14 protein-coding genes are annotated in these 22,979 nt (G+C 75.5%); 8 read left to right on the plus strand and 6 right to left on the minus strand.

The features are described from left to right. Nucleotides 1-7: 7 nt before the first annotated feature. Nucleotides 8-814 carry an SDR family NAD(P)-dependent oxidoreductase gene (locus C892_RS0120415; protein ID WP_017558695.1) on the minus strand — a complete coding sequence of 269 codons (807 nt, stop codon included), beginning with the start codon at nt 812-814 and terminating at the stop codon, nt 8-10. A gap of 104 nt (nt 815-918) precedes the next feature. Between C892_RS0120415 and C892_RS0120420 the strand changes: the two genes are divergently transcribed. The 4 genes from C892_RS0120420 to C892_RS0120435 all read left to right on the plus strand — a co-directional run bounded on the left by C892_RS0120420 (nt 919) and on the right by C892_RS0120435 (nt 6,930). Further along, complete coding sequence (locus C892_RS0120420; protein ID WP_017558696.1) at nt 919-1,359, plus strand: OB-fold domain-containing protein; 441 nt, start codon at nt 919-921, stop codon at nt 1,357-1,359. Beyond that, on the plus strand, nt 1,349-1,765 hold the full coding sequence (locus C892_RS0120425; protein ID WP_394296680.1) for a VOC family protein: 417 nt from the start codon (nt 1,349-1,351) through the stop codon (nt 1,763-1,765). Before C892_RS0120420 ends, C892_RS0120425 begins: the two co-directional genes overlap by 11 nt. A gap of 59 nt (nt 1,766-1,824) precedes the next feature. Further along, a complete protein-coding gene (locus C892_RS0120430) occupies nt 1,825-3,426 on the plus strand; it encodes a class I adenylate-forming enzyme family protein (RefSeq protein WP_017558698.1) in 1,602 nt (533 codons plus the stop codon). Between the two features lie 1,314 nt (nt 3,427-4,740). Further along, nucleotides 4,741-6,930 carry an acetate--CoA ligase family protein gene (locus tag C892_RS0120435; RefSeq protein WP_017558699.1) on the plus strand — a complete coding sequence of 730 codons (2,190 nt, stop codon included), beginning with the start codon at nt 4,741-4,743 and terminating at the stop codon, nt 6,928-6,930. Between the two features lie 133 nt (nt 6,931-7,063). Here the strand turns inward: C892_RS0120435 and C892_RS0120440 are convergent, their stop codons facing one another. The 3 genes from C892_RS0120440 to secA2 all read right to left on the minus strand — a co-directional run bounded on the left by C892_RS0120440 (nt 7,064) and on the right by secA2 (nt 11,021). Then, complete coding sequence (locus C892_RS0120440) at nt 7,064-7,333, minus strand: DUF6406 domain-containing protein (RefSeq protein ID WP_017538962.1); 270 nt, start codon at nt 7,331-7,333, stop codon at nt 7,064-7,066. A 202-nt stretch (nt 7,334-7,535) separates the two neighbouring features. After that, nucleotides 7,536-8,636 carry a sensor histidine kinase gene (locus C892_RS0120445; protein WP_017558700.1) on the minus strand — a complete coding sequence of 367 codons (1,101 nt, stop codon included), beginning with the start codon at nt 8,634-8,636 and terminating at the stop codon, nt 7,536-7,538. An 87-nt stretch (nt 8,637-8,723) separates the two neighbouring features. Beyond that, nucleotides 8,724-11,021 (minus strand): accessory Sec system translocase SecA2, encoded by a 2,298-nt coding sequence (gene secA2, locus C892_RS0120450; protein ID WP_017538959.1) that lies wholly within the window; start codon nt 11,019-11,021, stop codon nt 8,724-8,726. Between the two features lie 202 nt (nt 11,022-11,223). Here secA2 and C892_RS0120455 point away from each other — a divergent pair, with 202 nt between their 5' ends. After that, on the plus strand, nt 11,224-12,795 hold the full coding sequence (locus C892_RS0120455) for a glycerol-3-phosphate dehydrogenase/oxidase (protein WP_017558701.1): 1,572 nt from the start codon (nt 11,224-11,226) through the stop codon (nt 12,793-12,795). 427 nt (nt 12,796-13,222) lie between these two features. On the opposite strand, the gene C892_RS0120460 is transcribed toward C892_RS0120455, so the two are convergent. After that, on the minus strand, nt 13,223-13,801 hold the full coding sequence (locus C892_RS0120460) for a GTP-binding protein (RefSeq protein ID WP_017538957.1): 579 nt from the start codon (nt 13,799-13,801) through the stop codon (nt 13,223-13,225). Between the two features lie 197 nt (nt 13,802-13,998). Next, nucleotides 13,999-15,327: a uracil-xanthine permease family protein gene (locus C892_RS0120465; protein WP_017558702.1), complete on the minus strand. Its 1,329-nt coding sequence runs from the start codon at nt 15,325-15,327 to the stop codon at nt 13,999-14,001. 526 nt (nt 15,328-15,853) lie between these two features. Between C892_RS0120465 and hisS the strand changes: the two genes are divergently transcribed. The 3 genes from hisS to C892_RS0120480 all read left to right on the plus strand — a co-directional run bounded on the left by hisS (nt 15,854) and on the right by C892_RS0120480 (nt 22,722). After that, nucleotides 15,854-17,176, plus strand: coding sequence for a histidine--tRNA ligase (gene hisS / locus C892_RS0120470; RefSeq protein WP_017558703.1), 1,323 nt, complete (start codon nt 15,854-15,856; stop codon nt 17,174-17,176). Nucleotides 17,177-17,419: 243 nt separating this feature from the next. After that, the gene (locus tag C892_RS0120475) at nt 17,420-19,819 is read left to right on the plus strand and encodes an ATP-binding protein (protein WP_017558704.1); all 2,400 of its coding nucleotides are present in this window, start codon (nt 17,420-17,422) and stop codon (nt 19,817-19,819) included. A 215-nt stretch (nt 19,820-20,034) separates the two neighbouring features. Further along, the gene (locus C892_RS0120480; RefSeq protein ID WP_017558705.1) at nt 20,035-22,722 is read left to right on the plus strand and encodes a helix-turn-helix transcriptional regulator; all 2,688 of its coding nucleotides are present in this window, start codon (nt 20,035-20,037) and stop codon (nt 22,720-22,722) included. Nucleotides 22,723-22,979 lie beyond the last annotated feature (257 nt).

A 22,979-nucleotide genomic window follows, 5' to 3' on the forward strand; every position in this document is an offset into this window, starting at 1 on the left:
ACGCCGGTCAGTGCATGGTGATGCCGCCGCTCACCGACAGGGTCTGGCCGGTGATGTAGGACGCCGCCGGGTCGGCCAGGAAGGCCACGGCCGCCGCGACGTCGGCGGCCTCGCCCAGGCGGCCGGCCGGGATCCTGCGCGTCAGCGCCTCGACCATGCCCGGGTGGTCCTCGGCCACCCGGCGCAGCATCGGGGTGTCGGTCGGCCCCGGGCACACCGCATTGCTCGTCACGCCCTGGCGCGCCGTCTCCCGGGCGAGGGACTTGGCCAGGCCCAGCAGCGCGGCCTTCGTCGCCGCGTAGGCCGCCTCGCCGCCGGCCCCCGCACGGGCACCGTCGGAGGAGACGAACACCAGGCGGCCGAACCCGCGCTCCACCATGCCGGGCAGGAACGCGCGGGTGAGGAGCATCGGGGCGCGGGCGTTGACCCGCCACATCAGGTCCCAGTCGCCCGGGTCGCTCTGCACGAACGGGCCCATGACCCCCACCCCCGCGTTGTGCACCAGCACGTCCACCCGGCCCACGGCGGCCCGCACCCCGGCGACGGCCGCGTCCACGCCGCCGGGGTCGGCCAGGTCCGCGCCGACGGCGGCGGCGCCGGGCAGGTCCGCGACGGCCCTCCGCGCGGCGGCCGCGTCCAGGTCGGCCGCCACCACCGCGGCCCCGGCCCGGGCCAGGGCCGCGCACACGGCCCGGCCGATCCCTCCGGCCCCTCCGGTGACCAGTGCGGTCCGCCCTTCGAGGCCGAGGAGGCCCGGTCCGCCGCTGCGCGGCTCGGCGTCCCCGGCGGTCCCGGACCGCGGCCGTTCCTGCACGGGGCCTCCTTCCGGCGGCGCGGGGACCGCCCTTGCCGGTCGACCAAGCATACGCTAGCTTGACTGCACGCGGTTGTCACGGGACCCGGGAGGTCACGGTGGCCATGGACGCGGACGGCGGGCGCCCGCACCCGGTGCCCACCCCCTTGACCGAGCCCTACTGGCGGTCGTGCCGCCGGGGCGTGCTGGCGATCCAGCGCTGCGCCGCCTGCCGCCGGTTCGTCCACTTCCCCGAGCCCGCCTGCCCCTTCTGCGGCGGGACCCGGCTCGCCTTCGAGCCGGTGTCGGGGCGCGGCCGGATCGTCACCCACACCACCGTGCACCGCTCGTTCGCCCCCGGCTTCTCCGGAGCCGCCCCCTACACCCTGGCCTGGGTGGAACTCGCCGAGCAGCCGGGGCTGCGCGCCTTCGGCGGCCTCCGGGACTGCCCGCCCGGCCGCGTCCGCGTGGGCCTGCCGGTACGGGTCGTCTTCACCGACCTGCCCGGCTTCGGCCCGATCCCCGACTTCCGCCCCGACGGCGGCGAGGAGCCCCATGACCGCTGACGGAACCGATGGAGCCGGTCAAGCAGGCCGTGCCGACGCGGATGGCGGGGCCGCACGCGTGCGCGGCGTCGTCTACCCGGCCCGGGACCTGCGGGCGTCCCCGGCCTTCTACCGGGACGTCCTGGGACTGCCGGTGCGCTTCGCCGACGGCGGCCGCTATGCCGCCCTCGGCGACGGCGCCTCGGCGACGCTGGCCCTGGCCTCGGACGGGGAGGCCGCCGCCGACGTCCCCGCCGCGTCGGTGCGGGTGGGCGACGTCGCCGCAGCGGTGCGGACGGCCGCCGCCCGCGGCGCGCGGGTGCTGCGGCCCGCCGAGGCCGGCCCGCACGAGGTGCGGGCCGTGGTCGCCGACCCCGACGGCCACCCCGTCGTGCTCTACGCCCCCGTCCCCGACGCCCGGACCTGACCGCACCCCGCCCCGGCCCAGCGCCGGGGCACCCCGCGGGCCCGACCCCAGGAGGCCAGGTGGAGCAGAACCCGCAGGCGGCCCCCGCCGCCGACCCCTTCGGCAACTACGGATACGCGATCCTGACCGCGGGCGCGCTGGCCGCCCCCGACCGCATGGCCCTGACCTACCGGGGCGAGCGCCGCTTCACCTACGACGCGCTGAACCGCGCCGTCGACCGCCGCGCCCACGCCCTGGCCCGCGCGGGCGTGGCGCCCGGGCAGCGGGTGGCGGCCCTGCTGACCGAGACGGTGACGGTGGCCGAGGTCTACACCGCGCTGTTCAAGTCGGGCGCCGTCACGGCGGCGCTCAACCCCTACTGGGAGGCGGACGTCCTGGCCGGGGTGGTGGCCCGGTCGGGCGCCTCGGCGTTGGTCTACGACGCCGGAGCCGAGGAGCTGGTGCGCGCGGTGCGGCCGCGCCTGCCCGGCGTCACGGCCTGGATCCGGGCCGGCGGCCCTCCCGACGGCGCGGTCGGCGGTGCCGACCTGGACGCGCTGGGCGCCGACGCGCCGGACACCGAGCCGCCCGTCCACGGCTCCGGGGACGACCCGCTGGCGCTGTTCTACACCTCCGGATCCACCGGCCTGCCCAAGCCGGTCGTGCACACCCACGCGAGCGCGCTCGCCACCGCCCGGCTGTGGCAGGACATCCCCGGCGGCCCGGACGGCGTCTTCGGCACCGGCGCGATCATCTGGGGCATCGGCTTCCCCGCCATCGCGGGGCCGGCGCTGTACGGACGCATGCACCTGGTGCTGGAGCAGGACTGGGGGCCGGAGAACTTCCTGCGGGTCGTACCCCGGGAGCGGGTGACGCACGTGAGCCTCATCCCCGGATTCTTCAGCGCCCTGCTGGCGGACACCGGGCACGAGAAGGCGGACCTGTCGTCGCTGACCACGGTGGTCCTCGGCGGGGAGCCGATCGCCCCCGCGCTGCTCGAGCGGATCAAGGACCGGCTGCCGCAGGCACGGGTCTACGGGTACTACGGGCAGACCGAGGCCCCGTACTCGGTGTGCGGGCGGATCGACGACGAGGCCTGGGACCGGCGGTCCTCGGGCCGGGCCCGCACCGGGTTCGCGGTCCGGGTGACCGGCCCGGACGGCGCGCCGGCGGTGGGCGAGGCCGGCGAGATCAACCTGGCCGGCCCGCACCGGATGGCCGGGTACGACGGGCTCCCGGAGGAGACCGCCGAGGTGCTGCGGGGCGTCTGGTACGTCGGCGGCGACCTGGGCGTGCTGGACGCCGAGGGGAACCTGCGGGTGCTCGGTCGGCGGTCGGACGCGATCCTCAAGGGCGGCAGGTGGACCCAGCCGGCCCGGGTCGAGGAGGCGGCCCTGGAGGTGGAAGGGGTGGCCGAGTGCGGTGCGGTGGGCGTCCCGGAGAACCCCGACGGAGCGGATGCGGTGGAGCAGCGGATCGTGCTGGCCGTGGTCCCGCGTGCGGGCGCCGAGGTGACGTCCGAGGGGGTCGCACGGGCGCTGGCCGAGCGCCTGCCGGAGGAGCGGCGCCCCGACGCGGTGGTCGTGGCTAGGGACCTTCCCCGCACCCGGGACGCATCGGGCGGCCCGGGGAAGCTGCTGCGCCGGAGGCTCCGGGAGCTCTACGGCCACCGCGCCGGATGACCGCCGACCGGACACGGGCCCGTGTCCGTCGGGGAGGAGGAGCCGGCCGACGCGGCGCCCGGGCCGGGACGACCGGGGCCGCGAGGCAGGCTCCGTCAGAACCCTGCCTCCCCCGGCCGCCCCTGCCCCCAGCGGCGCAGGCGCCGCACGCGACGGCCCCCGACGGACGCGTTCCCCCGAACGCGGGCATCGTCGCGTGCGGCGCGGCCGGTCCCCGGTCGACCGGAGCGGGCCGGACCGGAGGCCCCGGTGGCTCCCCATCGTCGTGGACGCACACTCCGGGACGGGGGTCCCCCGTCCGCACAAGGGCGTGTGCATCCGACGGGCCACCGGGACCCCGGCCGGGTCCGCGCGTGCGCCGCGGCGGTCCTGCGTCCCCGCCCTCCGCAGGGAGGGGCAGGGAGGGAGGGGACGCGCGGACCGGCGGCGGGCCGACGGGGGTGGTGGTGCGTTGTTCGGCGGCCCGACCGCCGCTCCGCTTGTGGCGCCCGCATCCAGCGCACGCCCGCGGAGCGGGCGCGGGCGTCCACGAGCGCCGGGCCCCGGAGCACGACCGGCGGGGGCCGGGCTCCGAGCCGCTCACCGAGGATTCTGCCGCTGCCGACTTCGTCCCCGACAGGCCCAGTCCAGGCCCGGATTCCGATTTGGGCCGTTGGACCCTGACCAGGGCCCACGGACCCAACACACCGCCCCGACCTCCGGCGGCGCGTCCCGAGGACGCGGCCCGATGACCCCCGGATCGGGTCACGCCCATGGGAGTGGTGGCCGTTACGCCCCGGGACCGGGCGCGACCCGCCTTCGCCGTCCATATCGGCCCCCGAACTTCGGCAGGCGGCTCTCGGCCGCCCGCCGGCGGCGGGCCGGGCCGCCCGGAAGTCACACCGCTCTCGCGGACGCCGTCCTGGATCGTTGGCGGTGGTTCCTGGAACGCCGCAGGGTGCGGCGATGGGCGGCCTCGGCAGGCCCGCCGCTGCAGGCCCGGAAGCCGGTCCGCGTCCCGTGTCCGTCCGGAGTGCAGAGCGCTCCCCGTGCCCCAGGCCCGCGCCGAGGCGGCCGGGCCCACCCCCTCCACTGCCGGGACCCGGCACGACCGACCGAGCGGCCCTGGACGCCGACCTGCACCGACCTCGACGCACAAAGGTCGTGTCCGTTGGTGTAGTGTCACTTCCGTTCGACCGGTTCAGTGCGGCCGCTACGGCTCCGGACCAGGGCGGTCCGGCTTCGGCTCCTCACCGGCGGCCCTTGCCGCCGGAGATCGCACCACTCCGGCAGACACCGTCCGCACACCCCCCATCACCGATCCAGGGAGCGCCCGTGGCACCCTCCGCCGCCACCGAGATGCAGGCCAAACGGCTCGCCGCGCAGGCCGGGATCCCCGTACCCCGCGGGACGGAGCACCGCACCCCCGACGAGGCCGCCGCCGGCGCCGGGGCGCTGCGGCCCCCGCTGGTCCTCAAGGCGTTCGGCCCCGGACTGGTGCACAAGTCCGACGCGGGCGCCGTCCGGCTCGGCCTCGACGGGCCGGAACGGGTCCGCGCGGCCGCGGAGGACATGCGCGGCGCTTTGGAGGCCCAGGGCCTGCCCCCGGACGGGTTCCTCGTCGAAGAGCAGTGCCCGCCGGGAGCCGAGGTCATCGTCGGCGCCGTCGCCGACCCCTCCTTCGGCCCCCTGCTGCTGGTCGGCCTGGGCGGGGTCTGGGCGGAGGCCCTCGACGACACCGCCGTGCTCCCCTGCCCCCTCGAACCCGGCGAGGCCGAGCGGATGCTCTCCGGCCTGCGCGGCGCCGTCCTGCTCCGCGGCGCGCGCGGCGCCCCGCCGGTGGACGCGGCGCGCCTGGCCGCCGTGGTCGAGGCGGTCGGCGGCCCCGGCGGCCTGGCGGAACGCCTCGGCGACACCCTGGCGGCGTTCGAGCTCAACCCCGTGATCGCCGGCCCGGACAGGGCGGTCGCCGCCGACGCCCGGCTGCTCGTGGCCGAGGGCCGCCCGGTGCCCACCGGCCTGCCCGGTCCCCCGGCCCCGGCCGCCGGTCCGCCCGTCCCCCGCACCGACTTCACCCGCCTCTCCCGCCCGCGCGGCATCGCCGTCGTCGGCGCCTCCGCCCGGGGCCGGGGGTTCGGCAGCATGTTCCTGGCCAACTACCGCTCCTCGGGCCACCGGGGATCGCTGGTCGCCGTGCACCCCGAGGCCGACCGGGTGGACGGCGTCCCCGCGGTCCGGTCCCTGGCCGAGGCGCCACCGCAGACCGATTACGCGCTGGTCGCCGTGCCCGCCGCGGCCTGCGCCGACGCCGTGCGCAAGGCCCACGGGATCCCGTTCGTGCAGGTGGTCGGCGGCGGCTTCGCCGAGACCGGGCCCGAGGGCGCCGCCCTGGAGGCCGAACTGGTCGCCGCCGCGCGGGAGAGCGGGGCGCGGCTGCTGGGCCCCAACTGCATGGGCGTGTACTCCCCCGCCGGCGGCCAGACGTTCCTGGGCGGTGGGCCCGGGACGCCGGGGCGGGTGGGCCTGGTCGCCCAGAGCGGCGGCCTGGCGGGCGAGGTGGTCCGCGTGGGCGAGCGCCGCGGGCTGGGCTTCTCCACGGCCGTCACCGTCGGCAACGCCGCCGACGTGGGGCCGGCCGAGCTGGTCCGGCACCTGGCCGCCGACCCGGACACCGGCGTCCTCGGGCTCTACCTGGAGCGGCCGCCGGACGGCCGCGACCTGGCGCGCGCCCTGCGCGAGGTGCGCGGGCGCCTGCCGGTCGCGGTGCTGGTCGGCGGGCGCACCCGGCTGGGAGGCCGCGCCGCCGCCTCGCACACCGGCGCCATGGCCGGGGATGCGCGCGTCTGGGAGGGCCTGGCCGCGCGGTGCGGGTTCGCCCTGGTGCGCGGGCAGGAGGAACTGCTCGCTGCGCTGGAGGTGTTCGACCTGCACGCCGGACGCCCGGCGGGCGGAGGGGCCGATGTGCTGATCGTGGGTCCGAGCGGCGGGGCGGGGGTGCTCGCCGCCGACGCCTTCGACGCGGCCGGGGCCGCGCTGCCCGCGCTCGGCCCCGGGGCGCGGGCGGCCCTGCACGCGGCCGTGCCGCAGGCGGCGCCCGGCAACCCGCTGGAGATCCCCCTCGGGCCGCTGGGACCGAAGGACCTGGCGCACCGGGCGGTGTTGGCGGTGTGCGGGCGGCCGCCCTATCCCGACGTGGTCGCGCACGCCAACGTGCAGAGCTTCGCGGCGTTCGCGCGGCCCGGGGAGGGGGTCGCGCACGCCGAGGCCGTGCGCGGGGGCCTGCTGGAGTTCGTGGGGCACCTGGCGGCCCTGCAGGAGGAGGTCGCCGAGACCCGGGTGTCGCTGGTCCTGCGCAACACCGAGTGCGGGCCGCCGGACCTGCTGGATGCCCTGCGCCCGGCCGCGCGGGAGGCGGGGATCCCCTGCTTCCTGTCGATGGAGACGGCCGCGGCCGCGGTCAGGGCGGCCAAGGCCTTCGCCGCGGCGAGGGACGACGAGCAGGGGGCGCCCTCGCCGGAGCGGTAGGGCTCCCCGCGGTCGTGACCGTCGACCGCCGGTCCACGGCACGATGGCGTCCGCTGCCCGAAGGGGCGGGGCCGAACGGCCGTTCCACCCCGGCGCCATTCGGCCGGAATCGCACGGAATCGGGCGGGCCGAATCAGCTCACGCGGACGCAGAGAAGATAGGCCTTCGAGGTCTCCTCTTCACCGATCTCGGTCACTTTCCACGTCTGCCCGCCGACGGTGAAGATGTCGCCGGCGCGAACGACCAGCATTCCATTGGGACGCCATTCCTCGGGTCCGCCGAGCTTGGCCGTTGGGCGTCCGTCGTCATCGCGCCAGAACCTCCCTCCCCCGACCGGGCCGCCCTTGAAGCGGTCGTTGCGGCCGTAGGTGATCTTCTCCTGCGCCCCGACCTCGTGGACCAAGACCGATCCGTCTCCGTTCCGTCGGCGGCCGCCTGCCGAACGCGACCGAAAGAGCAACGCGGCGGCCCTCTGAGGCCCCCGCGAGGATTCTCCGAACTCTACCCCCAAGGAATGTCATTGCCTATGTCCGCACACGTATTCGGCGCCCGATTCGTGAACGGTCGGATACGGGATCACGGTCGGGACTTTGGTCCCGTCCGTCTCACGCGTCGCGGAGGTAGGCCAGAACGGCCATCACCCTGCGATTGACGTCGTCGTCCGGGGGCAGGTCGAGCTTGGCGAGGACCGCGCACCGGTCGGCCAGCTCCGGCAGTGCGCCCGGGAGCCCGCGGTCGGTCAGCACCTGCGGGTGGATGCCGCGGACCAGCTCGCGCAGCTCCACGAGCGCGCTCTTGGCCTGCTCCTGGGCCTCGGCCAGGCTCTCCCGGGCCGCCGACCCCTCCGGCAGGTCCAGCCGTGCCAGCCCGAGCTTCACCGACAGCGCCACCAGCCGCTGCTGGGCGCCGTCGTGCAGGTCCCGCTCGATCCTGCGGCGCTCGGCCTCGAAGGCGTCGACGAGCCGCGCCCGGGAGCGCGTCACCTCGGTGAGCTCGGCGCGCAGCGTCTCCTCCGGGCGGTCGCGCTGCATGAACCGCACGAGCTCGCCCTGGGCCGCGGCGGTGGCCCCGCAGGCGTAGGCCCCCGCCGCGAGCACGGCGACTCCGGCGAGGGCGGGGATCCAGGCGTGTGCCAGGCCGTCGAACTCCCACACACCCAGGTTGACGGTCCCGCCGTCGACGGCGACGATGACCGGCGTGGCGACCAGCGCCGCCCCGATCACCAGCAGCATGCCCACCCCGGCGGTGAGCGGGAGGAACAGCAGCGCGGACAGCGCCAGCACGGCCATCCCCCGCCAGGTGGCGCCCTCGGTGTAGCGGGCGGCGATCCAGGCGCCCAGGCCGGGCCTGCGCGGCGCGCGGTGCGGGCCGGGCAGGGGCCGGTCGTCGATGAAGCGCACCCGCAGCCGTTCCAGCGCCGCTCCGGGCAGGGCCGCGAAGGGCCCGATCCCGGCCAGGAGCGCCGTGCCGACGGCGATGAGCAGGACGGTGGGGCCGGGCGGGGGAAGGGAGCCCTGCGGGGAGTCCGCGACGGCGGCGATGAGCAGGAGCCACGGCAGGGCGAGCAGGAGGAGCGGCGGCCCCCACAGGAGCGCCGCGACCGGTGTGGCGGCGGCGTACAGGAGCGCGCGCAGCGGCCAGGGGCTCAGCAGGAACCGGGGCCGGGCCAGGGCGTGGAGCAGGCTTCGGGGCGGGGTGCGGGACACGGCTCAACGCTATGCCGTGCCGTCGTCCCCGGTAATGGGCCTGCGGCCACTCCCGGGGTAGGGCCTGCCCTACCCCGGGGGGCCGCCTCAGTCCGAGGCCCGGCGGCCCTTCAGCCGGCCCACGACCGTCTCGATGCCGGAGGAGAACGGGTGGTCGTGCACCATGTAGGTCCACGTCATCGACGGGCGCTTGACGCCCGCGGCCGCCACGTCGACGGCGCCGTCCTCCACCTCGGCGTCCTCGAAGGTCTGGGCCGCCTTGGCCCGCGCCTCGTCCAGGAAGCCCTTGAACGCCGGGACCGCGTCCCGGTTGAACTCGTCCAGGGGGTCGCGCCGCCCCAGGAAGCGCAGGTGGATGCCCTCGCGCAGCTCGGCCAGGAAGGCGTTGTGGTCGGTCCACCCGCGGTCCAGGTGGTACAGGGTGATCAGGCGCGCGGCGCGGCCCGTCTCCTCCTCGCCGACCTCCTCGACCAGCTCGGCGTGGCGCGCGGCGCAGTCCACCGCCAGCTGCCGGTCGCCCAGCCCCTGGGTGAGCACCGCCTCGCGGTGCTCCAGCACCACCTGGCGCTGGACGTCGATGATCTGGTTGTAGCGCCAGGTGTTGCGGTGCACCTCCAACAGCCGCCCCTGGGCGACCCGCTGGGCGTGGTCCACCATGGCCAGCCAGCTCTCGTCGGTGATGCGCCCCTCGGCGTCGGCCTTGTAGCCGGTGGTCTCCCCGCCCGCGGTGGTGATCAGCTCGTCGTCGAGGCTGACGAAGAACGCCGAGCCGCCGGGGTCGCCCTGGCGCCCGGCGCGGCCGCGCAGCTGGTCGTCCAGGCGGCTGCTGGGGTAGTGGCCGAAGCCCAGCACGTACAGCCCGCCGGCCTCCACCACCCGGTCCCGGTCGGCCATGTCGCTGCCGCCCAGCCGGATGTCGGTGCCGCGCCCGGCCATCTGGGTGGAGACGGTGACCGCCCCGTAGGTGCCGGCCTCGGCGATGACCGCGGCCTCGTCGGCGTCGTTCTTGGCGTTGAGGACCGTGCACTCCAGGCCCTCGTCGGCCAGGCGCTTGGCGAGCAGCTCGGACTCGGCCACGTCCTGGGTGCCGATGAGCACCGGGCGCCCGGTCTCGTGCACCCGCGCCACCTCGGCGACCAGCGCGTCCTCCTTCTCCTCCCGGGTGGCGTAGAGCCGGTTGGGCTCGTCCTCGCGCACGCAGGGCTTGTTGGAGGGGATCTGGGCGACCTCGAGCTCGTAGAACTCGCGCAGCTGCTCGGCGACGGCCATGGCCGTGCCGGTCATGCCGCACAGCGTGGGGTAGCGCAGCACCAGGGCCTGCACGGTGATGGAGTCCAGGACCTCGCCGGTCTCGGAGACGGCGACCTTCTCCTTGGCCTCCACGGCCGCCTGCAGCCCGTCCGGCCAGCGCTGGAGCAGGGCGATGCGCCCGCGCGACTCGTTGATCAGCCGCACCTGGCCGTCCCGGACCACGTAGTGCACGTCGCGCTGGAGCAGCACGTGGGCGTGGAGGGCCAGGTTGACCCGGGGCAGCACCGAGGTGTCGTCCTCGTCGTAGAGGTCGACGCCGCCCAGCGCCTTCTCCACCGCGTCGATGCCGGCGTCGGTGAGCTGGACGTTGCGCCCCTCGGCGTCCACCTCGTAGTGGATGCGGGGGGTGAGGGTGCGCACCAGGTCGGCCATCTCGGCGTCGGCGTCGGAGGCCTCGGCGGCCCCGGCCAGCACCAGCGGGACCCGGGCCTCGTCGACCAGGACCGAGTCGGCCTCGTCGATGATGGCGACCTCGGGGGCGGGAAGCACGCGCTCGTCGGCGTCGGTGACCATGCGGTCCCGCAGCACGTCGAACCCGAGCTCGCTGACGGAGGCGTAGGTGATGTCGGCGGAGTAGGCGGTGCGGCGCTCCTCGGCGGTGGAGTCCTCGGCGATCCACGCCGTGGCCACCCCCAGCAGTTCGTACAGGGGCCGCATCCACTCGGCGTCGCGCCGGGCCAGGTAGTCGTTGACGCTGAGCAGGTGCACGCGCTTGCCGCGCAGTGCGAAGCCGGCCGCGGCCAGCGCGCCGGTCAGGGTCTTGCCCTCGCCGGTGGCCATCTCGGCGATGCGTCCGTCGAGCAGCGCCATGACGCCCATCAGCTGGACGTCGAAGGGGCGCTCGCCCAGCGCGCGGCGTGCGGCCTCGCGCCCCACCGCGCACAGCTCGACGAGGTCGGCCTTGTCGTAGGGGAGCTCGGCGTCGCCGAGTTCGGTGGCCTTCGCGGTGAGCTCCGCGTCCTCCAGCTCGCGCAGCCCCTCCTCGCGGGCCTCGATCTGTTCCAGCAGCTTGCCATAGGGCCTGATGTCCACCGCTCCGGGCTTGCCCAGCAGCCTGCGGACGCCTTCCGCCATTCGTCCGAACACCACGCAAGACTAACGCGCCCGCCCGGATGTGTGTTCCGGCACATTCCGCCCACCGCCCCGCCGGGGGCCGATACCGCGGCGCGGAGGGCGGTGAGAGGGAGTTGACACACGAACGTGGCGCAGGCAATCTGGGCACAGCGTTCGGCATTGTCGTACGACGGTCGACATCAGGAGAGTCAGGAACCCAGCGATGCGCACCTCCACCGTGACCCGCCCCACCGCGCCCGCCCGTGAGCACACCCGCGCCGAGCTCAGCCGCGGCACCTTCGACCTGCTGGTCGTCGGCGGCGGCATCCTCGGCACCTCGGTCGCCTGGATGGCCACCCAGGCGGGCCTGCGGGTGGCGATGGTGGACGCCGGCGACTTCGCCGGGGCCACCTCCAGCGCCTCCTCCAAGCTCGTCCACGGCGGGCTGCGCTACCTGCAGACCGGCAACGTGGGCCTGGTCGCCGAGAACCACCGCGAGCGCCGCGCCCTGTCCGGCGAGGTCGCCCCGCACCTGGTCAACCCGATGCCCTTCCTGGTCCCGGTGTACAAGGGCGGCCCGCACGGCGCCGCCAAGATGGGCGCCGGGGTCTTCCTGTACTCGGCGCTGTCGGCCTTCGGCGACGGCGTGGGCCGGGTGATGACCCCCGCGCACGCCCGCCGCCTGGTGCCCGACCTGCGCACCGACGGCCTCAAGGCGGTCGCCGCCTACCACGACCACCAGATGAACGACAGCCGCGTGGCCGTGATGACCGTGCGCGCCGCCGCCGAGGCCGGGGCCGTGGTGCTCAACCACGCCCGGGTGCAGGGCCTGCGCACCACCAACGGCCGGGTCAGCGGCGCCGAGCTGCGCGACGGTGTCGACGGAACCGAGTTCGGCATCGACGCACGCCTGGTGCTGAACGCGACCGGCCCCTGGGTCGACCACCTGCGCCGCATGGAGGACCCCTCCGCCGAGCCGAGCATCCGCCTGTCCAAGGGCGCCCACCTGGTCGTCCGGCCGAACCGGCCCTGGCACGCGGCGCTGACCGTCCCGGTCGACAAGTACCGCGTCTCCTTCGCCATCCCGTGGGAGGACCACCTGCTGCTGGGCACCACCGACGAGGAGTTCACCGGCGACCCGGCCGAGGTCGCCCCGGGGCAGGCCGACATCGACCAGATCCTGGGCGAGGCGGGCACCGCGGTCGGCTCCGACGTGCTCGACCCGGCCAACATCACCTACTCCTTCGCCGGCCTGCGGGTGCTGCCCGGCGGCCCCGGCGGCACCAGCGCCGCCAAGCGCGAGACCGTGGTGACCCGCGGGCGCGGGGGCATGCTGTCGGTGGCCGGCGGCAAGTGGACCACCTACCGGCACATCGGCCGGACCGTGATCGACCGGCTGCGCCGCAGCCGCTCGGTGCCGCTGGCCGAGGACATGACGCCCACCCTGAAGACGGTGCCGCTGCCCGGCATCGCCCGCCCCGAGGCGGTGGCGCACCGGCTGACCGCCGACGCCGAGCCGCCGCAGCGGATGGACCCGCTGGTCGCCCGCCACCTGGCCACGCACTACGGCAGCGTCGCGCTGGAGATCGCCGACCTGGTGCGCGAGGACCCCGCCCTGGCCGAGCGGATCCACCCCGAGGGCCCGGACATCTGGGCCCAGGCCGTCTTCGCCCGCGACAACGAGTGGGCCGAGACCGCGGACGACGTCCTGCGGCGGCGCACCACCGTCACCGTCCGGGGGCTGGACACCGATGACGTCCGCGCGCGTGTGGACGCGCTATTGGCCGAGCGCTGACACCTCGCGCGGAAGCGAGCGGAGCCCCGCCGGGCCCTTCGGGGGACGGCGGGGCTCCGCCATTTCACGGCCGTTCCACGGCCGGGACGCACCCGCGCCGCCCGCCCGGGCCCTTGTTCTTCTGCGTTCTTCTGCGCGTCTGCGAGCCCCCGGGCGGCGCGGCTCGAACGAGGAGACGAACGGTCTGCTCAGGCCGCACTCACCGAAGCGGAGCGGCCTCTCCCGGCACTCGGCCGGAGAACGGTCCGCCATCGCCGCACGGCCCGACTCACGGCCGCGGAGGACGCCCGGCGGGGACGCCCCGGCCGAGCCGCGGCAGCCGACCGACCTCACGCGTTGCGACGCCCCCCGAACTCCACCGGCGGCGGAGCAGGCGGCTCGGGGCCGACTCGAAGGGGCCGACTCGAAGGGGGCTCGGAAGGGGCGGTCAGGCGGGCTGGCCCTGCCCCAGCGCCTCCACCGCCATCGCGCGCTTGACCAGGGACACCAGCACGTTCAGCACCGACTGGCGGTCCCGGGCGTCGCAGTGCACGATCGGCACGCCCGCGCCCAGGTCCAGGGCGTCGCGCAGCTCCTCGTCGGTGTGGCCGCCGGGATCGTCGAAGTCGTTGACGGCGATCAGGAAGGGCAGCCGGTACTGCTTCTCGAAGTAGTCGAGCGCCTGGAAGGAGTCCTCCAAGCGGCGGACGTCGACCAGGATGACCGCGCCGAGCGCACCGCGCACCAGGTCGTCCCACATGAACCAGAAGCGCTGCTGCCCCGGCGTGCCGAACAGGTACAGGACCAGGTCGGTGTCGAGCGAGATCCGGCCGAAGTCCATGGCGACCGTGGTGCTGCCCTTGTCCGGCGTCTTGGAGAGGTCGTCGATGCCCGCGCTCGCCGCGGTGACCGCCGCCTCGGTGCGCACCGGCGGGATCTCCGAGATCGCGCCGACGAACGTCGTCTTGCCGACCCCGAACCCGCCGGCGACGATGATCTTCGTAGAGAGCTTCGGTGACTCGTTCACTGTCTGTTCAAGTCCTCACGACTCCGGGTTCACGGGGGGCGCTCGATCGAACCGGATGGCCCGCCGCAAAAGGGATACGGCCCTCACGGCTGCGCCCGGGGACCATGCAGTGAACCTAGCACCGACCGGTCGCGCCGCGTGACCGGATCGTCGGGCTCGCGGACGCGCCCCAGGTCGGGGCGGGGCGGCCGCGGGCGTCAGTCGGCCGCCTGCGCCCCGCCGCCGGTGCGGCGGGACAGCCGGGCGAGCGCGTGGTAGCCGCCGAGCGTGATGAGCGTGCCCAGGGCGATGCCCTCGACGGAGAACCCCTCGGTGATCTCCAGGCTCACCCCGCCGATCCCGGCGACCAGCCCGGCCGCCAGCGGGACCAGCACCACCGGGTCGCCGAAGTCGACCCGGTTCTCCACCCAGATCTTGGCGCCGAGCAGCCCGATCATCCCGTACAGCACCACGGTGACCCCGCCCAGCACACCCGCCGGGGTGGCCGCGACCAGCGCCCCGAACTTGGGGCACAGCCCCACCAGGACCGCCACCGCCGCCGCCACCCAGTAGGCCGCGGTGGAGTAGACCCGGGTGGCCGCCATGACCCCGATGTTCTCGGCGTAGGTGGTGGTGGGGGCGCCGCCGACCGCGCTGGAGAGCGCGGTGGCGATGCCGTCGGCCGCGATCGCCCGCCCCATGTAGGGGTCCAGGTCCTCGCCGGTCATCTCCTGCACCGCCTTGACGTGCCCGGCGTTCTCGGCGACCAGGGCGATGACGGCGGGCAGCACCACCAGGACCGCCGAGGCCTCGAACTGCGGGGCGTGCAGCTCGGGCAGGCCCACCCAGGGCACGTCCCGGACCGCCGACAGGTCCACGCGCGGGGCGGCGGCCCCGCCTCCGGGGTCGGCCACCGGGCCCAGGAGCAGGTCGGCCGCCAGCGACAGCGCGAACCCGAAGACCAGGCCCAGCAGGATGGCGATGCGCCCGAGGAACCCCTTGAGCAGCACGGTGGCCAGGATGACGAACACCATCACGGCCAGGCCGGTCCACTGGTCGAAGGGCCAGTAGTTCTCGGCGACCACCGGGGCCAGGTTGAAGCCGATGAGCAGGACGACCGCCCCGGTGACCGCGGGCGGGAAGGCGGCGGTGATCACCCGGGGGCCCAGCAGGTGGACGGCGAACCCCGACAGGGCGAGCACGATCCCGGCCACGCACACCGCGCCGGTGAGCACCGCCGGTCCGCCCCCGCCGGCGGCGATGACGGCCGAGGCGCCCACGAAGGAGGCGCTGGAGCCCAGATAACTGGGGATGCGGCCGCGCACGATGAGCAGGAACAGCATGGTGGCCAGGCCCGACATCATGATCGCCAGGTTCGGGTCCAGCCCCATGAGCACCGGGAAGACGAAGGTCGCCCCGAACATGGCCACCACGTGCTGGGCGCCCAGGCCGACCGTGCGCCCCCAGGACAGCCGCTCGCCGGGTGCCACGGAGGCGCCCGGGGGCGGGGCGCTCCCGTCTCCGTACAGCGTCCATCCCAGCTTCATGCGCCCTCCCCGGCGTGCCACCCGATTCGTGCCGAATATCAAGAATGCCGGATGTTTAGGGCGACCGGAGCAGGGACGGCCGTGAGCGCTGCGGCGGAGGACCCCTGAGGCCACCGCAGCACGCGGACTTTACGACATTGTGAGCGGCCCGTTTCGGCCGCCGCGAACGCTGTCGGCGGTGCTCGCCCGCGGACTACCGTGGAGGAGAGGCCTTCGGCGCGGCGGCCGATTCGCATTCCTGGCACAGCGAAGCCCGAGGCCGCCGCATAGGAACGGTCCTCACCGACGCACGGGGGCGCCGGGACGGCTCAGTCCCGCTCCCCCGAGGCGCACGGTGGCCCCACCGGCCCACTCACCGTCCAGGTGGGCCGGTGGCGGCGTTCTCCCCCTCAGCGCCCGCTCACTCAGCGCCCGCTCACCGCATCTGAGGCGTGCCCCGCTCCCCGGCGCGCGGTTCGGTCCGACCCCCCGCCAGGGCCTACCATTGGTCCGATCCCTGTACCGGCCTAAGGAGCCAGCCGAACCGATGTCCGAACAGCGCGTCATCCGCCCGACCCCCATCAGCGGCTTCCCCGAGTGGCTGCCGGAGATTCGGTCCGTGGAGCAGCGCTGGCTGGACCATATCCGCGCCGGTTTCGAGCGCTACGGGTTCGCCTCGATCGAGACGCCCTCGGTCGAGAACCTGGACGTGCTGATGGCCAAGGGCGAGACCTCAAAGGAGGTCTACACGCTCCACCGGGTGCAGGAGGAGGACGGCGACGACTCCGAGGCGCGGCTGGGGCTGCACTTCGACCTGACCGTGCCGTTCGCCCGCTACGTCGCCCAGCACTTCAACGAGCTGGCCTTCCCCTTCAAGCGCTACCAGATCCAGCGCGTCTGGCGCGGCGAGCGCCCCCAGGAGGGCCGCTACCGCGAATTCACCCAGTGCGACATCGACGTGATCAACGTCGACGGCGTCCCGCTGCACTTCGACGCCGAGATGCCCCGCGTGGTGCACGAGGTGCTGGCCGGACTCGACCTGCCCGCCTGGACCCTCAGCATCAACAACCGCAAGGTGCTGCAGGGCTTCTACGAGGGCCTGGGCATCTCCGACCCGCTCGCCGTCATCCGCGCTGTCGACAAGCTGCACAAGATCGGCGACGACGGGGTGCGGCAGATCCTCACCGAGGAGGGCCTGTCCGGCGGCCAGATCGACTCCTGCCTGGAGCTGGCCCGGATCAAGGGCGCGGACCGGTCGGTGGTGGAGCAGGTCGCCAAGCTCGGCGCCGAGTCCGAACTGCTCTCCCAGGGCCTGGAGGAGCTCGCCTTCGTCCTGGACTCCCTGTCCGACCTGCCCGAGGGAAGCGTGGTGGCCGACCTGTCCATCGCGCGCGGCCTGGACTACTACACCGGCACCGTCTACGAGGCCGCCTTCGACGACGACCCCGGCTACGGCAGCATCGTCGCCGGGGGCCGCTACGAGAACCTGGCCGGGCAGTTCATCCGCCGCAACCTGCCGGGCGTGGGCATCTCGATCGGACTGACCCGCATCTTCGCCAAGCTTGCGGCCGAGGACCGGTTGCCCGCCGGCCGCACCTGCCCCACCGACGTGCTCGTGGTGGTGCCCTCCGACGAGCGCCGCGAGGAGGCCCTGCGCACCGGCGCGCTGCTGCGCGGACGCGGGTTCAACACCGAGGTCTTCCACCAGGCCTCCAAGGTGGGCAAGCAGCTGCAGTACGCCTCCAAGAAGGGCATCCCCTTCGTGTGGTTCCCGCCGTTCGACGACGGCCGCCCGCACGAGGTCAAGGACATGGCCACCGGCGAGCAGGGCGAGGCCGACCCCGCGCTGTGGGAGCGCCCCGCCTCCTAGGGCGGGCGCCTCCCCGTCGCGCGGCCCGGGTTCCGCGGCCGGACCGGGCCGCGGAGCCCCGGACCCGGTGCCCTTGCGCCGCTGCCGGAACCGGCCAGTTTCGCGGACACGGGCCGCCCCGCGTGGAACACTTGAAGCAGGGCTCACGTGTGCCGGTCCCGGGTCGGCACGGCGGAGCGGCATCCCTCAGTTGCGCATCGCCCAGTGAACGAGGCCATGTCAGACCCTCGCCATAACCTGCCCGTGCCCCCCAACGACCTCATCGGCCGCGAGCGCGACGTCGCCGACCTCCGCCGGATCATCGCCTGCACGCGGATGGTCACCCTGGTCGGCACCGGCGGCATCGGCAAGACCCGGCTGGCGGTGGACGTCGCCGGGCACGCCGCCGCCGAGTTCGCCGACGGCGCCCGCTTCATCGACCTGGGCCAGGTCTCCTCCCCCGAGCAGGTGGTCTCCGCGGCGGCCCTGGCCACCGGGGTGTCCGAGAGCGGGCACCGCTCGCCGCTGGACGCGGTGGTCATGGCCCTGCGCTCGCGCCGCACCCTGCTGGTCATCGACACCTGCGAGCACGTGGCCGCCGACGCCGCGCGGCTGTGCGCGGAGCTGGTGGCGCACTGCCCCGGCGTGCACATCCTGGCCACCAGCCGCCAGCCCCTGCGGGTGGAGCGGGAGGCGGTGTGGCGGGTTCCGCCGCTGTCGGTGCCTCCCGAGCCCGCCGCGCTCACCCGGGCCGGCGCCCCGCCGCTCACCCCCGAGCGGGCCCTGGCCAGCGAGGCGGTCCGGCTGTTCCTCTCCCGCGCCCTGGCCGCCCGGCCGGGCTTCGAGCTGACCCCGGCCAACACCCCCGCGGTGGCGGCGGTGTGCCGGATGCTGGAGGGGGTGCCGCTGGCCGTCGAACTGGCGGCGGCGCGCATCCGGGTGCTCTCGGCCCAGCAGGTGCTGGCACGGCTGGACGACCGGTTCCGGCTGCTAGCCACCGACGAGCCGGGCGTGCCGGCCCGCCAGCGCACCATGCGGGCGGCCCTGGAGTGGAGCCACGGCCTGCTCAGCCCCGCCGAGCAGCTGCTGCTGCGGCGGCTGTCGGTGTTCTGCACCTGGAGCCTGGACAAGGCCGTGCACGTGTGCTCCTTCGGTGACCTCGACCCCGACCAGGCCCGCCGCGCGCACGCCTGGCTCGTGGACAAGTCCCTGGTGGCCCTGGACGCCGTGGTCGGCTCCGAGCGGCACTACCGCCTGACCGACACCGTGCGCGCCTTCGCCGCCGCCGAGCTCGACGCCGCCGGGGAGGAGCACCGGGTCTGGCGCCGCATGCTGGCCACCGCCGCCGAGTGGTACGAGGCCCTGGCCGGCCGGCTCGCCGACCGGCTGGACTGGCGGGAGCGGCTGGCGCACATCCGGGTCCTGGACCACTGCCTGGACAACACCCTGCAGATGCTCGACCGGGCCGTGGGCGCCTGCATGGTCGAGGAGGGGCTGCGCATCTGCGCGGCGCTGCGCAGCTACTGGTACGTGCGGGACCTGCACCAGCCGGCCTGCCGGGCGATCGAGCACCTGCTGGAGAGCGGGGAGGGGGCGGCTCCGCTGCGCGCCCGCGCGGCCGCGGTCCGCGCCGAGCTGATGCTCGGGCTGCACGGCCCCGAGGAGGCCGAGGCCGCCGCCCGGTCGGCGCTGGAGGCCGCCGAGGCCTCCGGAGACGGCCCCGGCGCCGGCATCGCCCGCACCACGCTGGCGATGACCGCGCTGCGCCGCGGGGCCGGGGAGGAGGGGCTGCGGCACGGGCGGGAGGCGCTGCGGCTGGCGATCGCCTCGGGAGAGCGCTTCACCGAGATCTGCTCGCTGGGAGCGCTGTCCCAGCTGGCCCGGTCGCGCGGGGACGACGACTCCTCGGAGGTGTTCCTGACCCGCAGCATCGGCATCGGGCAGGAGATCGGGGACCGGTGGTGCGTGGCCCGCTGCCTGAACGCACTGGGCATGCTCTCCACCCGGCGCGGCGACCTGGACGCCGCCGCCCGCCAGCTCCAGGAGGCGCTCCAGGTCTTCGTGGAGATGGAGCTGGTGCCCGACATCGCCCGCTGCACCGCCGGCCTGGGCTACCTGGACCTGGTGCGCGGCGACGTGTCCGGCGCGCGGCGGCGGCTCTCCTCCGGCCTGCGGATGAGCGTGGCCAGCGGGCGCCGGCTGTCGGTGGCGCACGCCCTGGAGGCCCTGGGCGACCTGGCGCTGGCCGAGGAGCAGCCCGAGCGGGCCGCCTCGCTGGCCGGGTCCGGCGCGCTGCTGCGCGAGTCGCTGGGCGTGCCGGCCGCGCACGCCGAGGCGCTGCTGGCCGACGCGCGGGCGGTGCTCAGCGACGACGCCGCGAACAAGGCCTGGCATTCCTGGCGGGGGCTGCCGCTGGAGCACGTGGTGGAGAACGCGCTCTACTTCCCCTCCCCGCGCAAGGCGCTGCCCTCCCTGCTGACCCGACGCGAGAGGGAGATATCGGTGCTGGTCAGCCGAGGCCTGTCGAACCGGGAGATCGCCGAGCGGCTGACCATCAGCCAGGCCACCGCCGCCCGGCACATCGCCAACATCTTCCGCAAGCTGCTCTTCACCTCCCGCGCCCAGCTGGCCGACTGGGCGCGCGAGCACCGGCTCGACCCGTGAGGCGGACGCCCGGCCCGGCGCCGGACACCCCCGGAAGCCCCGCCGACACGGGGCGTGGTGGAAACGGGCCGCCCCCGATTCCCCGGTACCGCTTGCACGTGCCGTGCACACCTACTAAGAACAGAGCCAAGCCACGCTCGCAGGATCCACGACCCCCACTCAACGCCCTTACCCTCAGGCAAGGTGAGAGCGGCCCCCGACCGCCTGATCGCGTGATGGCCATGGCACCTCGTACCGCGCCGGCGCGGCAGAACCTCCCCCTGGAATCCGACAGCTTCGTCGGCCGCGAGCGCGACCTGAGCGATCTGCTCCGGCTCCTGGAGGCCGACCGGGTGATCACCTTGTGCGGGGTGAGGGGGATCGGCAAGACACGGCTGGCGCTGCGGGTGGCGGCGCACGCCACCGGGTCCTTCACCGACGGGGTCTGGCTGGCCGACATGGCGGGCACGGCCACCGGGCACGAGGTCGCCGCCCGGGTGGCGGCGGCGGTCGGGGTCACCGAGGAGGCCGGGCGGCCGCTGGAGGAGACGCTGCGCAACGCCCTGCGCGCGCGCCGGGTGCTGCTCCTCCTGGACGACTGCGGGCACGTGGCCGGGCCGGTGGCCCGGCTGGGCGCTTCGCTGGTGGAGTCCTGTCCCGAGGTGTCGCTGCTGATCACCTCCGAGGAGCCGGTCCGGATTCCGGGCGAGGCCATCTGGCGGGTGCCGCCGCTGGCGCTGCCCGGGCCGGACGCCGATTCCGACGCCCGTTCCAGCGAGGCGGTGCGGCTGTTCCTGGAGCGCGGCCGCGAGGCCCGCCCCGACCTGTCGCCGACCCCGGCCGCGGTGGCGGCCGCCGCCGCGGTCTGCCGGGCGGTGGGCGGCATCCCGCTGGCGGTCGAGCTCACCGCTGCCTGGCTGCGCAGGAACACCCCCGAGGAGGTGGCCGTCCAGGTCACCGCATGCCTGCGGGAGCACACGGGTGCGGCCCCGGTGCCGAGGCGCGGGCGGCCGCGCCCCGTGGCCTCCCGTGAGGCCGTGCTGCGCACCCTGCTGGACCACGTGCACGGCCTGCTCGGCGAACAGGAGCGGGTGCTGCTGCGGCGGCTCTCGGTCTTCTGCGACTGGGACCTGGAGTCGGCCGAGCGGGTGTGCCCGGGCGGGCCGGTCGAGGAGGGGGCGGTGCTGGACCTGGTCTCCTCCCTGGTGGACCGGTCGCTGATCGCGCTCACCGCCGAGCTGCAGGAGCGGGTCCGCTACCGCCTGCCCGGCGCGGTGCGGGCCTACGCCGCCGAGCGGCTGGCGGAGTCCGGGGAGCAGGACCGGGTGCGGCTGCGCCACCGGGACCACATGCTCGCGGCCGCCGAGGAGCTGGGCGCGGCGGCGGTGGCCGGGCGGCTGGTGCCGTGGGCGGAGCGGTTCGGCGGCTGGCAGCGGGTGGCCATCGAGTACGACAACGTCCGCGCGGCGCTGCACTGGACGGCGCGGCGCGGCGACACCGGGGCCGGACTGCGGTTCTGCGCGGCGCTGCGCGCCTACTGGGTGACCGGCTACCACTTCACCGAGGGCGCCGTGTGGAGCGGCGCCTTCCTCGGCGGATGCGCGCCCGGGGAGCGCTCCCGCGGCGGCTCCGGCCCCGACGGTGAGGGCGGCGCGGAAGGCACGGCAGGCGCGGACGGCGCGGACGGCGCGGACGGCGCGGACGGCGCGGACTGCGCGGCCCGTGCAGACGGTGGAGACGGCGCAGCGCCTCAGGAGCCGGGTCTCCTGGCCCCTGGACCGGCCTCCGGCAAGGACGCCGCCGAGCACACCGGCGAGGACTCCTGGGCCCGCGCGCGGGCGCTGCTGTGCCGCGCCGAGCTGGAGTGGGCGCGGGGCGGGGACGGGAGCGCGCGCCGCCTGGCCGAGGAAGGGCTGGACCTGTGCCGCGCCAGCGGGGACACGGCCGCGGTCGCCATGGGGCTGAACCTGCTGGCCCTGCTGGACGTCCGTGCGGGGGACCGCGCTTCCGCCGACGTACGGCTGTCGGAGGCGCTGGTGCTGGCCCGGTCCACCGGCGACCTGTGGAACGAGGCGCTGGCGCTGAGCGGCCAGGGAGCGGTGGCGGCGCACCGGGGCGACTTCACCACCGCCGACGCCCGCTACAGCGCGGCGCTGATGATCCTGCGCGGGATGGACCACCGCTGGGGCGTGGGGGTGGTGCTCATCGGGCAGGCCACCGCCGCCGAGCGTCAGGGGGACGTGGCCGCGGCCGACCGCTGCTACCGGGAGTCGCTGGACATCCAGCGCGACATCGGAGCGGCGCCGGAGCTGGCCCGGTGCCTGTACGGCGTGGGCCGGGTGGCGCGCGTGCTCGGCTCGTCCGCCCAGGCCTACGACTACCTGAGCGAGGGGCTGGTGCTGAGCCAGGGCACCGGCCAGCGGGCCGGCGTGGCGGTGGGCCTGGCCTCCATCGCCCGGGTCGCGGCCGCGGACGGCGAGGTGGCCGAGGCGTGCCGGCTGGCCGGGGCGGCCGCGGCGCTCCGCGAGCGCTCGGCCCCGCACCTGCCCGTCCGCTCGTGGGCGCGCGTGGCCGAGGAGCTGGGCGTGGACGCGGCGGCGTCGGCGGCCTGGTGGCACGAGGGGCGGCGGACGGACCCGAGCGCGGCGGCGGCGCTGGCGCTGCGGGTCGCCGAGACCGGCCGGCTGCCCCGGCCCCGGACGCCCCCGCGCGAGACGGTCCCCGAGCGCAAGGACCTCACCCGGCGGGAGCTGGAGGTGGCCCGGTTGGTCAGCCGGGGCCTGGGGAACAGGGACATCGCGGTGAAGCTGTTCATCACCCCGGCGACGGTCGCGCGGCACGTCGCCAACATCAACCGCAAGCTCGGGTTCCACTCCCGCAAGCAGATCGCGGCCTGGGTCGGCGACGCCCGACCCCGGCGGTGAGTCGCCCCCTGTCCCGATAGCAGCGCTACGACCTGCTATTTCAGGATCACGAACACCCTGGGTGCAGAAAATACATATGCAGCTGCACACGTGAATGCATGTGCAAACGCCGATTCGCGCGCTAGTGTCGTGCACAACGAGGACGCGGAACCCCGCCGACGTCAGGCGGAGGGGCGACGCCCCTCGGAGGTCCTGGAGGTGCGAGTCTCCAGGGCACCGCGGAGCGGCCGTGCGGAGCCATCCGCCCGGCGGACCCG

The sequence above is a fragment of the Nocardiopsis baichengensis YIM 90130 genome, assembly GCF_000341205.1.
Lineage (GTDB): Bacteria > Actinomycetota > Actinomycetes > Streptosporangiales > Streptosporangiaceae > Nocardiopsis_A > Nocardiopsis_A halophila.